Origin of the sequence: Scytonema sp. HK-05, from assembly GCF_963872035.1 — a bacterium.
In the GTDB taxonomy this organism is placed as follows: Bacteria; Cyanobacteriota; Cyanobacteriia; order Cyanobacteriales; family Nostocaceae; genus Kalymmatonema.
Genome location: NZ_CAWMYC010000157.1, coordinates 1 through 12326, shown reverse-complemented (window position 1 = coordinate 12326; position 12326 = coordinate 1). Strand labels below are relative to the sequence as shown.

Annotated in this window: 20 protein-coding genes; 14 read left to right on the top strand and 6 right to left on the bottom strand. The window is 46.1% G+C overall.

Features of this window, described 5'->3' with window-relative positions; translation table 11 throughout:
- The 3 genes from AACT52_RS41640 to AACT52_RS36255 all read right to left on the bottom strand — a co-directional run.
- Nucleotides 1–183 (bottom strand): hypothetical protein (locus AACT52_RS41640; RefSeq protein WP_198941060.1); only part of this gene is annotated, 183 nt, incomplete at its 3' end.
- A gap of 43 nt (nt 184–226) precedes the next feature.
- Complete coding sequence (locus tag AACT52_RS36260) at nt 227–577, bottom strand: hypothetical protein (protein WP_073635249.1); 351 nt, start codon at nt 575–577, stop codon at nt 227–229.
- Between the two features lie 2 nt (nt 578–579).
- Nucleotides 580–894, bottom strand: a complete 315-nt coding sequence (locus tag AACT52_RS36255) for a hypothetical protein (RefSeq protein ID WP_073635248.1) — start codon at nt 892–894, stop codon at nt 580–582.
- A gap of 140 nt (nt 895–1034) precedes the next feature.
- On the opposite strand from AACT52_RS36255, the gene AACT52_RS36250 reads away from it, so the two are divergent.
- The gene (locus AACT52_RS36250) at nt 1035–1289 is read left to right on the top strand and encodes a hypothetical protein (RefSeq protein WP_073635247.1); all 255 of its coding nucleotides are present in this window, start codon (nt 1035–1037) and stop codon (nt 1287–1289) included.
- 20 nt (nt 1290–1309) lie between these two features.
- Here AACT52_RS36250 and AACT52_RS36245 read toward each other — a convergent pair whose 3' ends face one another.
- A complete protein-coding gene (locus AACT52_RS36245) occupies nt 1310–1666 on the bottom strand; it encodes a hypothetical protein (protein WP_143172957.1) in 357 nt (118 codons plus the stop codon).
- A gap of 767 nt (nt 1667–2433) precedes the next feature.
- On the opposite strand from AACT52_RS36245, the gene AACT52_RS36235 reads away from it, so the two are divergent.
- From AACT52_RS36235 to AACT52_RS36225, 3 genes are read left to right on the top strand one after another with little or no spacing between them, the layout of a single operon-like run.
- Nucleotides 2434–2742, top strand: coding sequence for a helix-turn-helix transcriptional regulator (locus AACT52_RS36235; RefSeq protein ID WP_073635246.1), 309 nt, complete (start codon nt 2434–2436; stop codon nt 2740–2742).
- Between the two features lie 40 nt (nt 2743–2782).
- Nucleotides 2783–3622, top strand: coding sequence for a reverse transcriptase family protein (locus AACT52_RS36230; protein WP_233154160.1), 840 nt, complete (start codon nt 2783–2785; stop codon nt 3620–3622).
- 22 nt (nt 3623–3644) lie between these two features.
- Nucleotides 3645–4403: a hypothetical protein gene (locus AACT52_RS36225; protein ID WP_073635288.1), complete on the top strand. Its 759-nt coding sequence runs from the start codon at nt 3645–3647 to the stop codon at nt 4401–4403.
- Nucleotides 4404–4762: 359 nt separating this feature from the next.
- Here the strand turns inward: AACT52_RS36225 and AACT52_RS36220 are convergent, their stop codons facing one another.
- Nucleotides 4763–5143, bottom strand: a complete 381-nt coding sequence (locus AACT52_RS36220) for a hypothetical protein (protein ID WP_337251777.1) — start codon at nt 5141–5143, stop codon at nt 4763–4765.
- 175 nt (nt 5144–5318) lie between these two features.
- On the opposite strand from AACT52_RS36220, the gene AACT52_RS36215 reads away from it, so the two are divergent.
- The 5 genes from AACT52_RS36215 to AACT52_RS36195 all read left to right on the top strand — a co-directional run bounded on the left by AACT52_RS36215 (nt 5319) and on the right by AACT52_RS36195 (nt 7642).
- Nucleotides 5319–5633 (top strand): helix-turn-helix domain-containing protein, encoded by a 315-nt coding sequence (locus tag AACT52_RS36215; protein ID WP_073635244.1) that lies wholly within the window; start codon nt 5319–5321, stop codon nt 5631–5633.
- Between the two features lie 47 nt (nt 5634–5680).
- The gene (locus AACT52_RS36210; RefSeq protein ID WP_073635243.1) at nt 5681–5944 is read left to right on the top strand and encodes a type II toxin-antitoxin system Phd/YefM family antitoxin; all 264 of its coding nucleotides are present in this window, start codon (nt 5681–5683) and stop codon (nt 5942–5944) included.
- Nucleotides 5928–6314, top strand: coding sequence for a type II toxin-antitoxin system VapC family toxin (locus AACT52_RS36205; protein WP_073635242.1), 387 nt, complete (start codon nt 5928–5930; stop codon nt 6312–6314). The genes AACT52_RS36210 and AACT52_RS36205 overlap by 17 nt, the downstream gene beginning before the upstream one ends.
- A 192-nt stretch (nt 6315–6506) precedes the next feature.
- Nucleotides 6507–7001 carry a hypothetical protein gene (locus tag AACT52_RS36200; RefSeq protein WP_096549633.1) on the top strand — a complete coding sequence of 165 codons (495 nt, stop codon included), beginning with the start codon at nt 6507–6509 and terminating at the stop codon, nt 6999–7001.
- 44 nt (nt 7002–7045) lie between these two features.
- A complete protein-coding gene (locus tag AACT52_RS36195; protein WP_073635240.1) occupies nt 7046–7642 on the top strand; it encodes a hypothetical protein in 597 nt (198 codons plus the stop codon).
- 850 nt (nt 7643–8492) lie between these two features.
- Here AACT52_RS36195 and AACT52_RS36190 read toward each other — a convergent pair.
- Entirely contained in the window at nt 8493–8870 is a 378-nt protein-coding gene (locus AACT52_RS36190; RefSeq protein ID WP_073635286.1) for a helix-turn-helix domain-containing protein, read from the bottom strand.
- Between the two features lie 160 nt (nt 8871–9030).
- Between AACT52_RS36190 and AACT52_RS36185 the strand changes: the two genes are divergently transcribed.
- From AACT52_RS36185 to AACT52_RS36165, 5 genes are all read left to right on the top strand, one after another.
- Complete coding sequence (locus tag AACT52_RS36185; protein ID WP_158054928.1) at nt 9031–9189, top strand: hypothetical protein; 159 nt, start codon at nt 9031–9033, stop codon at nt 9187–9189.
- Between the two features lie 2 nt (nt 9190–9191).
- Complete coding sequence (locus AACT52_RS36180) at nt 9192–10154, top strand: hypothetical protein (RefSeq protein WP_096549632.1); 963 nt, start codon at nt 9192–9194, stop codon at nt 10152–10154.
- The gene (locus tag AACT52_RS36175; RefSeq protein ID WP_083630742.1) at nt 10151–10636 is read left to right on the top strand and encodes a hypothetical protein; all 486 of its coding nucleotides are present in this window, start codon (nt 10151–10153) and stop codon (nt 10634–10636) included. The genes AACT52_RS36180 and AACT52_RS36175 overlap by 4 nt, the downstream gene beginning before the upstream one ends.
- A gap of 307 nt (nt 10637–10943) precedes the next feature.
- Nucleotides 10944–11765, top strand: a complete 822-nt coding sequence (locus AACT52_RS36170; RefSeq protein ID WP_073635238.1) for a DNA cytosine methyltransferase — start codon at nt 10944–10946, stop codon at nt 11763–11765.
- Between the two features lie 46 nt (nt 11766–11811).
- On the top strand, nt 11812–12195 hold the full coding sequence (locus AACT52_RS36165) for a hypothetical protein (RefSeq protein ID WP_083630741.1): 384 nt from the start codon (nt 11812–11814) through the stop codon (nt 12193–12195).
- The last annotated feature ends 131 nt before the right edge of the window (nt 12196–12326 follow it).

Genomic DNA, 12326 nt, shown 5'->3' with positions numbered 1-12326 from the left:
GATGTAGTTGATGTAGCCGCGAACTTCCCGCCGCTCCTCTTTGGTCAACTGGTCGTGAATTGCTGACCACTGCGGCGACAGCATCAAAGCCTCTAGTTCCTCGTTGATGTAGTCGTAGCTGTAGAGCTTCTGAATCCTGCGGCAGGCTTCCTTGTATTCCGCCGCTTGTTGTGGGGTCATCATCTGTGGTTCCTCCAGCCCCAGCTTGCGCCGGGGCAACTGCGGTTTACTGGTTAGCCTGCAACTCTAATCGGGCGATGCTCTCGCGTTTCTCCAACTTCAACACTGAAAACTCATTGCGCTTTAGGCAAAGTTGAATAAAGGCTTGCTCACGCTTGCTGCGGTACTGGCTCAAAATTTCCTGCTGTTCCCAGTAGTTGGGGTGTTCGTCCAAAAGCTGCTGCCGTTTGGCTTTGCGCTGCGCGTCGTTGCGGAGCGCTGCATCAAAGGCAATTGTACCGTCAACCTCAGCTTCAATCTGCTTTACCGTGGCGTGGGTCTGCTCAATCACCAGGTCAAAATCAAACACTTCGGCTTGGAGTTTTGCGATTGCGGTTGGATATTCGGATAGTTGCATAGTTAGAATCCAATTGGTAAATGATGTGGCTTGGGGAAGTTTAACGACGTTCCCCAGGTCGCTTTTTTAGAACCAGGCTGAGAGTCGTAGTAGTCGCCCATTAAGTCTTGTTTTTCTTGGGTTAACTCAAACTCTTGCTCTAGCCGTTCGGTGTCGATATCCAACCGCAAGTCTGCAATCGCCTTTAAGATTGTTTGGATGTCTGCACTGTCGCTGCCTACGACGTAGTGGTTTTGTAGAAATGCTTCGGCTTTACCGATGAACTGCTCAAGAGTTAGTGCTAGCTGATTTGCCGCTGATGGTGCTTGAATTGTCATAATGAAATCAATTGTTTTTTAATAGTTGCCCGGTTGGTAGCCGGGTTTTTTGTTACACTAATATTATGCCATGTTTACAAGGCAACTGCCACGTATACACGGGATAATTACCAAATCTTCATATTTGTAAACACGGGATTATGGCAGCAGTTGAGGGAAAAACTGGAAACCCTGGAATAAGAAACCCAGCCAAAAAGAACGCCACCAGCTTTACTGTCAAGCCTGGGAAAGAACCGCGATCGCACAAGCCAATGGCATTTCGTCCGACGCTCTCTTTAGAAGCTGAGATTGAGGCAGCGGTTGAAGCGTCGGGAATGACTAAAACACAATGGCTTGAACAAGCTGCGATCGCATTTCTCAAAAATCCCCCAGAACCAACCGGAGAAAAAATCTAACTCCTGAAGTTATGCCATGTTTACGCGGCATCTTCTTGACATAACCATGTAAACGTGGCATAATAAAAGAGTGGAAAGCAGAACGACGGAAGCCCGGAGGCAAAGAACCAGCGAACGCGGGACGCGGGGACAACGACAGGGAGCGAGTGAAACGTTCCCACCAGCTGCGGAGGAAACCTAACCCGCGATGGCAACAAAACCGCAGCTGCACGCCACAAGGCAACCCCCCAGCCACCGGAACGCAGAGAGGGCGGACGACCTGGGAACCACTGCCCTTGGGCGACAGCCAACCACTGCTGACTAATGACGAATGACGAATGACGAATGACCAAGCTTTGAGTAGCCGCAGGCAGGCGTGGGCGACGGGCAAGCGCCACAGGAGTAACCGCCGCGTCGCCGCAGCAGTTTTTCTTTTCCCTGTGGCTGCAAAAGCACGTCGGGCTTAGGGCTTAGGGCAACGCCTGCCGGAGGCTGCCCCCGTGACTGTGATGTGCAACTGTAACCCCTCAGTTAACCGCAGAAAAAAAAGTTCGCTGATAGCGAACTAAATTCGTAAAACCATGCTATATTGGGTTCAGTCGGGTTGAAAGGAGATACTTGCCATTCACTGGATCACTTTTGTGGTCTGAGGAAGATGGGAAACCAACTTCTACCGTGTTTGCAGTGACTGAGTATCAGTGAAAATACCTCAGAAATACTTCAGCGATCGCACAATCAGTGCAAGGATCAATGCAAGTCAAGTCTGAGACAACTACCACTGAAAGTCTCACTACGGCATCACCAAGCACACTAGCGCAGCCCAGGCAACTTGCTGCGTTTGGTATAGGGAGAGTTTAAACTGCCGTCTCCTGGTTTGTTTGAGGCAACCCTCATTCGCACTCTTGTGAATGAGTGCAACCAAACCCACAGTCTAGGAGTTCTTATGAACAACCAAAACCCCGACAAACGGCAGAAGCAGTCGAAAAAGCGTAAGTATAAGCAGTGGCTAAAATGGCTCTGCAAACCTGAAACGCTCCGTCTGCTATTTCAAATTGGTCCGGTTATTTTCAGAATGTTGAAATGGCTGATCGATTTTTTGCAGAACTAGACTGCTAACCCTTCTATACAACCCTTTAAAAAACCTTCTAGCTAAAAGAGGTGAGATATGCTGAATGAAGCTCTAAGGTTGATGAGGGTGTTCCATGACTTATCGCAAAAAGAGTTAGCGGAAAAACTAGGAATATCCAAGTCGTATCTTTCAGAAATTGAGTCGGGTAAAAAGACTCCAACACTTGACTTGCTCAATCGTTATTCAGAGTTTTTTGATATACCTGTATCCTCGATTATGTTTTTCTCGGAAAGCTTGAACAAAGATGTGAAAACAGAAAAGCTGAGGACATTTGTATCCTCTAAGATTCTTGCAATCCTCAATTTCATTGCTGAAAGGTCTGGTCATTCTTATGCTGAGGAGTAGATATAAAGAGTATCAATTAGACCAGTCACCCTTTTACTGCTTGAAATCTAAAAAAAAACTTGCAAAGCTATTGCAGATAAGTCAAAACAAGCTCGAAATGCTTACCCTTTCAGAGGATTTGTACATAGAGCGAGACATATCTGATCCAAAGAAAAAAAAGTCCCGTCAGGTGGAAGAGCCAAAGCTCCCCTTAAAGCGAGTTCAGAAGCGGATTGAAGAGCTTTTGAAGCGAATCAAGATTCCGGATTACATATATGCTCCAGCAAAGGGACGTTCCTATATCAGTAATGCTAAAGCTCATGTAAATGCGGCTGTAGTCAGGAGTCTTGATATCAAAAAATATTTCCCTTCTACACCATCGACGCGTGTTTCTTGGTTCTTCCGTGAGCAGATGAAATGTTCTTCAGATGTTGCTGGCATCCTAACAAAACTCTCGACTTTCAAAAATCATCTGCCGACTGGAAGTCCATTAAGTCCTATACTTTCCTACTTTGCCCATATAGATATGTGGGAGGCAATCAATGAAATCGTAGAGGGTGCAAGTTGCACTCTAACTGTCTACATGGATGATGTCACGATTTCGGGTACACAGATACCAGGTGGGTTGATTTGGCAAGTTAAGAAGCAGTTTCATCGTTGTGGACTACACGATAACAGGGAAAAGGAAAAGCATTATGTTGGCAACAAACCGCGTGAAATAACTGGAGTCATTGTTAAAGAAGGTGAGTTAAAGCTTCCTAATTTACAACATAAAAAAATGCATGATTGTCGCCAATCAATTCGTATAGAAACTGACCCTAATAAACGAAAAAAATTAATGCAATCTTTAAAGGGCTTAGAAGCACAAGCACAACAAATTAAGAAAGCGAATGACATTTAGATAGATACTGGGTGTAATGTCTATGACTGAAAAAAAAATGCTACCAGAAGCAGCGTTCTACCGTCGTAGTTTCGATGGTACACTTCATCCTCTGAATTCTAGCGATAACAACTTACCCATTCTCACTAGAGCGAAGTTTGCTGGTGAGTCTTGTTACGTGCCTCAAAGTGCAGAACTAAGTAAGCAGAATGTCTTCTATAGCGTTAGCAATGTTCTTAAACTGACGCAAGATGATAGATCTAGGGAGGCTCTTCGCAAATGGGAAGCTAGAGTTGGCAATAAAGAAGCTAAACGTATTCGAGATGAAGCGATTGGTGCTGGAAATGCTGTTCATTCTTATCTTCACTCTTACTTGACTGAGGGAGAAGCTAAATCAATTAGCAAATCTTATGAATCCTACTTCCAGGCTCTCAACAGCTTATTACCTAATTTCGGAACTTGTCTTTTTTCAGAGCAGTTCATTGTGAGCTTCAAGTATCAATACTTTGGAAAGTTTGATCAGCTAGGTTTCTATCGAGATAGTTTAACTCTTAGTGACTTGAAAACATCTCTAAAGCCTAAACTTTCTCTGAATTGGATTGAGGACAAAATTCTTCAATTGGCAGCTTATTACATTCCAATTGAAACACTGTTTCCGGTTGAACAAGCAGCTTTAATTTATCTAATCAGCGATGGTTCCTGTAATGAATTCCTTTTCACTCCACAACAGATGACATTTTATAAAGAACTGTGGCTTGAGCGATTATCTCAAATTAATGAGAGAGTTAGTCTGGCTGCTTAGTAGTTCATTTGAGCGTCTAGTCCCAAAGCAAGAGTTGCTGACACGAGATGCCAAATCTCTTGAGTTCTGGGGGAAATTAGCAAGCAGAAATTACGTATACGTGATTTTATGCCAACACACAGGCGATCGCCCACTTTCCCCCAGAACTAAAAACCTGTTAACAAGTTCTTTGGTAAAATCGCCTGCTTTCCCCCTTCAGTTCTAGGGGAAATTAACAAGCAGAACGCATACGTGATTTTATGCCTCAGTATAGGCGATCGCACTTGGAGCAGTTCTGGGGGATAAGAGCGGTAACGCAAGCAAATAGCCCCCAGTAAGTTGGGGGCGTAAATTGTTGAGTGCGGCAAAGTGATGACGGACTATTGCACCAAAATCGAACGTATCAAAATGCTCATTACCTCGCCTGTGTTGCCAGTTGGCACGAGGGGACTCCAATCACTAATTTCGGCGTATCTGAGTTGGTGCAGAACGCGAATTGTGCTGTTTACGGCTTTGGGAGAACCAATCAGTGTATGTCTGATAGGTTCTCTTTCTGGGGATGCTTGAGAGTTAGTTTGATTGGGGATGGGTGTATTTGGGTTGTCAGCACTGGACAAAAAACCTTGAGTCATGGATTGCAAGGAATAATTTGCACCATCTTTCGGTGCCACTGCTAGAGCTTGCCCTTGCACGTACTGTTCCAACTTGAACTGAGCGATTGCTTGCTCGTCAAAGAAGAGCGCTTGCATTTGTGTCATCATTTACTTGTCTCCCGATATGGGGGTTTACAAGGCGATCGCTCTCTCGCCAAAGTAGCGCGATCGCCTTTTGCTATATAAATACAATATTAATTAATCGATTAATCGTCAACATGATTGCACGATTAACCAATAATATGTTTAGAATAGTGATCGACAATAGGAACGGAAAGATATTATGACAGCAGCGTTAACAGTTATGAAATCTCCCGTTCCTCCCAAGTTCACCAAAAGAGATGAAAGACGGGCTGTGCAAAACTCAAAAGTTAAAATACGGTGCCGCTTACAAGACCTGTTAGACGCTCAAGAAATGACCAGATCGGCTTTAGCGCAAGAAACAGGTTTAACCAGTGCAGCGATTAGGGGGCTTTGCGAAAACACTGCCAAGAGGTATGACGCTGACACTTTGGCTGTATTATGCGACTTTTTTGGGTGTGATCTGGGGGAACTATTTGAGGTTGTGCAAAAAGAAGGAAAAAAAGAGGTAGCATGAGCGCGATCGCCCAATCGCGAATTAACTTAAATTCGGAGTGACTATCAATGTATAACGCAGAACTTCCTGCTAACTTGACTGACTTTGGAGAATTGCTCCGTCGAGTTTTGGCGGGAGAAGAAGTTATTCTTTCTCAAGCTGGTACTCCCGTTGCTCGCATTGTCCCCCTAACTAACCAACCATTACCCCGAATTCCAGGATTGGACCGTGGTAAGGTAGTCATTGCCCCCGACTTTGACGAACCCCTACCGGAGGATGTTTTAAACGATTTTCTTAGCCCCCTAGACATCCAGAATGAAAGTATTACTTGATACCCATGCATTCATTTGGTGGGTTACAGATGATTCCCAACTTTCATCCACGGCTCGCGGTATAATTGCTGACCCAGGCAATGTATTGTTCTTAAGTGCTGCGAGTGCGTGGGAAATCGTTATTAAGGTACGTCTAGGAAAACTAAAGTTACCTGAACCACCAGAAACCTATATTCCAAGTCGGTTGACAATGAATCGATTTGAGGGGCTACCGATTCAAATGGTTCACGCTTTACAAGTAACAAATTTACCAGATTTACATCGTGACCCTTTCGACAGGATAATTATTGCTCAGAGCCAAGTGGAAAAAACGCCAATTGTAACTGTAGACAGTCAGATTACTCAGTACCCTGTTGATGTGATTTGGTAATCATATATCTGTACTAACCCGCATTTCTCACAAGTTAAATGATGCTTTTGAAGGGAGCTGCGCTCGGGCGATCGCATTCTGGCACGCTCGCTTGCGCCCAATCGCCCACTTTCCCCCAGAACTAAAAACCTGTTAACAACTTAAATCCCACAGAACGCTCGGAGTGATTGCCCAAAGGGCAGTGGCAAGAAAGTGCGCTCGCTTGCCGCGCGTTCTAGACGATGGAAAGCGCTGGTTTTACCTCACCTTAGAGGGTTGGGCAGAAAAACTCCCCTTCCTCAAGATGTCTGCAACCAACTGCGTCAAATACCGTGTACACCAGCCTTTCGGCTCAGTCAAGAGATGATGGCAGTTGTGAACAAGTTCTGGCGAAACGTACCAGGGGCTCTAGCCTACCTCAAAGAAGCATTGCGTACGTGGAAGCGAGTTGAATCCCCAGAAGCAGTCTTTGTCGCCGCGTGCAAGAACGGCAGAAAACCAGAGAATTGGGGGAAACCATTACCGAATTATCCCCAACCAAGTGATGAGGACTTGGCACAATTGGCGGAGGCGAAATCCACTGGGCGAATTAAGGACTATTATCGTCAACCGGATGGGCTGTGGGTGGTGGACACGGGGAGTCATTGTGTTAACTTGTGTGATTTTTTAACAAGGCGTGCGGCAAGTCTCCAGATTTCACTAAATTGATGTCACAGTGAAAAAAGTTACTTATTCAAGTTAGCCGTACATTTATGATTTATGAGTCGAGATTCTGGAAAAATGATCTCTTAAAGCAAGCTAAGAGTCTGCGAAGTAAAACAATCCAAAAACGCTGGACTGAGAATTCGTTTGCACGTCTTGAACAATCGGTAATGCTTGGCTTCTATTCGATTCGTAAACTTATCGAAGCGAAAAAATTATCGGATTCAGTTGCAAATCAGTCTATCACAGTACGTTTCTATGTATGTAAAGGCAAGTTGGTTACCAGAAGAAACTGGGGTGATATAGATGAGTTATACGACGTGAACGCGCCGCAATCGGTCACTAAAGACTTACTTTTTTTCTGTCACCAATTCGTTCACAGCTATATCTTTGTGCCTTCGTTTGACGACAGTAATTGTCTAGATGGTATTTGTATCAGTTCAGACAAGGAGCGTCACAAAGCACTATATCATATATATATTCATCAAATTATTGACATCTTCGAGCAAGTCGGTAACGACTATCCCGTGCGCTCATTATTCTACTTCGATGAAAAGCTAGGCGACTATCGTATTCAAAATTGGGCTTCCGATGATGCCAACTACAAATCCGAGATCCTCAAAGCAATTGAGAAATCGGAAATGTAAGTATTGACTGACAGCAACGCAATAGCTTTAAATAAAGGACTCGAACATGAGGCAAGCAAGCATTTAGCGCCGACGAGAGCGGGTCTGCAACCATCCACGATGCAAACGGGAAGTCTCTTGTGCCGATCCCGGCGTGCCCGCTGAAAGCCGCAAGGCGGTGTTCGAGTCCGCCCCAGCCACTGGAGACGATCTGGGGTAGCGAGTAGCAGACGAACAGAAAACCGGGTAAAGGTTGAAACGTTGACTGTAAAAACGTTTTGTTCACGCTCCTGTTCCAGGCTTTATCACACCTGATTTCTGTAATGAAGATTTTTACCAAGAGTTTGAGATTTGACGGACTGAAAACTATACACAGCAATAGTTTTAGACTAGTTGGCACTTCATGACAGCAACCCTACCCAATATCTAGGGCAGCGCGGTCGTGGATTGCGATCGCCCTTTGGGCGGCTCGAGAGGAGCATCGCCTGTTTTCCCCCAGAACCAAAAACCTGTTAACTACTTTAGGGTGAATTGTTATCCCGTTAAGAGCGACAGAAATCTGCAAGCGCCTGAAACACAGTTTCGGGGTCAAATACTGAAGTGTTCAGTATGATTGCAACGTCAGAATTGAGACTGACAAGTGAGCCTGTGACCAAGGTTAATCCTGACTCCGCAAGACCGATAACCTTTGCCTTAGACTCTACTGGAAGCGATTGCCTCCGGCACGCGAAGCGCGAGCGCAGTTGCTCTGCTCCGAATTGCTTCCTTCTCCTCAACAGATAAGCCGCTCAACAGTTGGCGCACATTGTCTATCTCAGAAGATATTTCCCGAACCATTTACTCAACCCTGATACTGAGGAACAACTAGCAATCACACTGCGATCGCATTGTCAATATCCTCAGTGGGTCTACGACTCAGGCGCGATCGCCTCCACTTTCGCCCAATGGCTATCATCGCCGCTTCTATCTCTTCATCATCGGCAAGTTCAATCAGTTCTACCAGGTTTGGCTTTATATTGACTTTTTCCATGGGTTCTTGCGCTAGTAACTGGCAGAAGTAGAGCCTGGAACCAGGGGCTAAGGTGTCCATTGCCTCCAGCAGTGCCATGAAAACTTCTGGACTAACCCACGCTTTGCCCGACCGAAATTCAGATAAATGATTGGCACTGATTCCAGCCAGCTTTGCCAGTTCCTTTCCCCGAATTCCATTCCTGTCTTGAGCCTGCTTGAAAAGCTGGTGAACCTGCATAAACATTTGTCTCCGAAAGTCATCTAGTAGTTGTATAATTTTTCAATCACACTACTAAGCTAGTCGTCTACAGCTAATAGGTTGATAAACACTTATAAACATTAGTGTACAAGAAAAACCCCAACTGTTGTTGGGGGACATCAAAATAGTGAGTGAAATTATGACAGAAAAAATTGTAGGAAAATTCTACCCTTTGCGGCATGACGAATGGGTCAAAACGTGTATAGAGCTTGGGCGTTCTGACGAGCGCAAAACTGGCTTTGGCTCAAGCACCAGCTCGCTCGTTGGGATGACCATGACTTTTGAGGAGATGCAGTAGTTATGACAACGAAAACACGCACCATCCGCCGTCCACAAGAATTTGAGGAATCTGCATTGCAAGGGTATTTCATGATTTCCAAGCAAGATGCCGCTGTGGTTATTTCCAATAAATTAACTGGTAGCCAGTGCCGTCTTTGGCTTTACCTGATGCTTGTTGACCCGTTTGCAGACTACACTTCAGGCGGCGAAGTGAAATATCATGATTTACCAACAATTGCTGAAATAGCTGTGGCTGTAGGAAGTTCGCCAGATACTGTTGAAAAGGATTTAAGAAAACTTCGCAAACTAGGGCTTTACGAATATCGAACTGTAACAGTGCAGGGGCATAACTTGACAGCAGCTAGAGCTAAAGCTGAAGCAGAACATTTATCAAAGTCCAAATCACAAAAAAACAGCCGCAAATCTAGCACTGATAAGGGTTCCGCTTATTTAAGCCCCGATAGCGCTTATTTAAGCCCCGATAGCGCTTATTTAAGCTCCGATAGCGCTTATTTAAGCCCCGATAGCGCTTATTTAAGCCCTCCACAAACCCCAGAACCCTTACCAAATCAAGATTCCAGTGCTCCTCAAAACAATCAAATCTATTCAGACTTTTCAAACTCTCTCTCAGAAGCGGAGAGAGAGAACTTTGAAAAATTTGTCAGGGACTCTTGGAGAAAGATAACCGCTAGAAATGGGGAGCCAGGGGAGGAAATTGTCAGCTTAGAAAGGTTTCTTCATAAACCGGAAGACTTGAACAATTGGTGGCAGAAATTTTTAAATTCCCCTTCGGGTCGCCAAGCAAAGAAGAAAGCCGCAACCGGACACGATTGGCGCAATGACCCGCGCTTTCATGAATGGATTTGGGAAGCTTTTGAACGCGGTTATGAGTGGGTACACGAAAACGAAGCGGAGCGAGAGGTGCGTCAAGCTTTTTATGACTGGGCTTTTGCGGTTAATGCTTTTGAGGGGGTATGTTTATGAACTTCCCACAATTGCCCCGCGAACCCATTCGCCCAGAACTAGAAAAACCAGAGGCAGAAAAGGAGCTTTGGCACCCAACGTGGAAATGCTTCTGCTGCCAAGACACGGGGAAAGTCCAACTTCACCTGATTAGGCTAGTCATTCCAGATTACGACCACCACCAGGATAAATCCGTGGTTTGTCAAAATCCCCAGTGCCAAGCTGGCGAAATGATTCGAGGCAACCCCAACTACGACCAACGCTTTACGGCTAGCATCTGCGCCAAATTAGACAAATTTTCCCGTGAGGACTGGCGAGTAACACAAGCGCGAAAGTTTGTCAACATCAAAGCTTTATCTGAAAAGATAGCGATGCCGGGAAGCTGTACTCGCACAGAAAACGATAACCGCGAAGTGCTTTTAAGAAAGCGTGAAATTGAAGCGATAACTCATGAGCAATGGATGGCAATGAGAAGCAAGTATTTAGGGGGTGAGTCAGATTGACTAAAGCTGACGAAGTCCGGCTGTTTGATGTTGAGCAGTACACCAAGCCCAAGCATAAGCACAAACGCGATTGGGACGGCGGAGTAGATCCAGCCTGGGAGGACGGCAGCGCATTTCCGCCACTGTGGAAGGTAGGCGATCGCATTCGGGTAAAAATTAGCGCAGAACTGACAAAGCGCAAAACTTACCTGAATAGCAATGTGGGGATAGTCGCAGCCGTTAACGGTTTCTCAACGGAGGTTTTGTTCAACGAGTCCCAGAACTATGAGCCGCACACAGTCACACTCAGCAACGATTGCCTGGAACTATGCCCCAAGCCAAGAGACACCTCAGCCTCTTTGCAGGAATCGGAGGATTTGAGCAAGGAATCAGAATCGCCTCTGGAGACATCACCACCAAGCAATTCGTCGAACTTGACCCCGACGCCCAAGCCGTCCTGCGCTCGCATTTCCCAGGAATCCCCATCCACAGCGACATCAGGGACTTTTCCCCCAGAACTGGAGAATTTGAACTTGTTACCTGCGGATTTCCTTGTGTCGGGACAAGTAACGCCGGACTGCGAACCGGACTCAACCACCCAGAGTCAAGCTTGTGGTTTGAAGCCCTGCGGTGCATCGCCGACAGCAAGCCCAGCTTCGTCATCATCGAAAATCCTCCAGGGGTTATCAGTCGAGGACTTCGAGCAATTCTTGGAGGACTCCGAATGGTCGGATATTGTTGGGACGATCCACAAATCATATCAGCAGAGGAACTCGGAGCGCCGCACGAAAGAAAAAGGCTTTTCATCATTGCCTACCCCGACCACTTATGCCAAAGGTTCCGGGAAGTGCCGACCCGCTGGGGCGACCAGATTGGAACAGTCATTGCGGAAATTTATTGCCAAGGGAGACAAGCTGCACCCAGCAGTACCGGGGTGGATGATGGGATTCCCGCCTGGGTGGGTGGAAGAAATATTGATGGCTGGTGGGCAAGCAATATCAATACAGCTCCCTTTTACCCCGGAATGCGTCACCACACACCAAAGCGAAGGGAAGCAAACGACCTCTACGCCCGTTCAGTCTGTCCCCTCCAAGCAGCGATCGCAATTCGCCGCGTCCTCTACCTCCAAAGTTTGTTGCCCTACCTGTGAGCAGCCCTTGCTAAACCTGGCTGACGGCTGCGGCGTGTGCAGGTGGATGCCCAATTCCCCAGAACCAAAATCTAAAATCCAAAGTCCAATTCCCCCAGAACTGAAATCTAAAATCCAAAGTCCAATTCCCCCAGAACTGAGCAAAAAGCGCTCCGCTTCTGGCTGGCTGGAACACTACACCAAAAATAAAAAGCTTAAGGATGGAACCATTGCCACCTTCCCCAGAGTAGAAGGGCATCGGGAACCAGAGGAACCATCCCACTGGTACTGGGCATATAAATATGAAGAGAAAAACCCAATAGCTAAAAGCGCTAATGGCTTTGTCACTAGAGCTCGGGGCGTTCCTTCGTCTAAGGTGTATTCGGTGAGGTATGCGATCGCCTCCCACTGGTCTATCTCAGATATCTTGCAGCTCCTCAAAAGCTGTTAACAGGTTTTAGTTCTGGGGGAAAAGTCGGTATGCGATTTTCCTTCTTGACACAGAAGGGCATGGCAATCGCTTCTCGCTGGTCTATCTCAGATATCTTGCAGCTCCTCAAAAGCTGTTAACAGGTTTTAGTT

Bases quoted from the DNA above. Each gene is read 5' to 3' on its own strand.
- AACT52_RS36260 (WP_073635249.1), bottom strand. From the start codon at position 577: ATGCAACTATCCGAATATCCAACCGCAATCGCAAAACTCCAAGCCGAA.
- AACT52_RS36255 (WP_073635248.1), bottom strand. From the start codon at position 894: ATGACAATTCAAGCACCATCAGCGGCAAATCAGCTAGCACTAACTCTT.
- AACT52_RS36250 (WP_073635247.1), top strand. From the start codon at position 1,035: ATGGCAGCAGTTGAGGGAAAAACTGGAAACCCTGGAATAAGAAACCCA.
- AACT52_RS36235 (WP_073635246.1), top strand. From the start codon at position 2,434: ATGCTGAATGAAGCTCTAAGGTTGATGAGGGTGTTCCATGACTTATCG.
- AACT52_RS36225 (WP_073635288.1), top strand. From the start codon at position 3,645: ATGACTGAAAAAAAAATGCTACCAGAAGCAGCGTTCTACCGTCGTAGT.
- AACT52_RS36220 (WP_337251777.1), bottom strand. From the start codon at position 5,143: ATGATGACACAAATGCAAGCGCTCTTCTTTGACGAGCAAGCAATCGCT.
- AACT52_RS36215 (WP_073635244.1), top strand. From the start codon at position 5,319: ATGACAGCAGCGTTAACAGTTATGAAATCTCCCGTTCCTCCCAAGTTC.
- AACT52_RS36210 (WP_073635243.1), top strand. From the start codon at position 5,681: ATGTATAACGCAGAACTTCCTGCTAACTTGACTGACTTTGGAGAATTG.
- AACT52_RS36205 (WP_073635242.1), top strand. From the start codon at position 5,928: ATGAAAGTATTACTTGATACCCATGCATTCATTTGGTGGGTTACAGAT.
- AACT52_RS36195 (WP_073635240.1), top strand. From the start codon at position 7,046: ATGATTTATGAGTCGAGATTCTGGAAAAATGATCTCTTAAAGCAAGCT.
- AACT52_RS36190 (WP_073635286.1), bottom strand. From the start codon at position 8,870: ATGCAGGTTCACCAGCTTTTCAAGCAGGCTCAAGACAGGAATGGAATT.
- AACT52_RS36185 (WP_158054928.1), top strand. From the start codon at position 9,031: ATGACAGAAAAAATTGTAGGAAAATTCTACCCTTTGCGGCATGACGAA.
- AACT52_RS36180 (WP_096549632.1), top strand. From the start codon at position 9,192: ATGACAACGAAAACACGCACCATCCGCCGTCCACAAGAATTTGAGGAA.
- AACT52_RS36175 (WP_083630742.1), top strand. From the start codon at position 10,151: ATGAACTTCCCACAATTGCCCCGCGAACCCATTCGCCCAGAACTAGAA.
- AACT52_RS36170 (WP_073635238.1), top strand. From the start codon at position 10,944: ATGCCCCAAGCCAAGAGACACCTCAGCCTCTTTGCAGGAATCGGAGGA.
- AACT52_RS36165 (WP_083630741.1), top strand. From the start codon at position 11,812: ATGCCCAATTCCCCAGAACCAAAATCTAAAATCCAAAGTCCAATTCCC.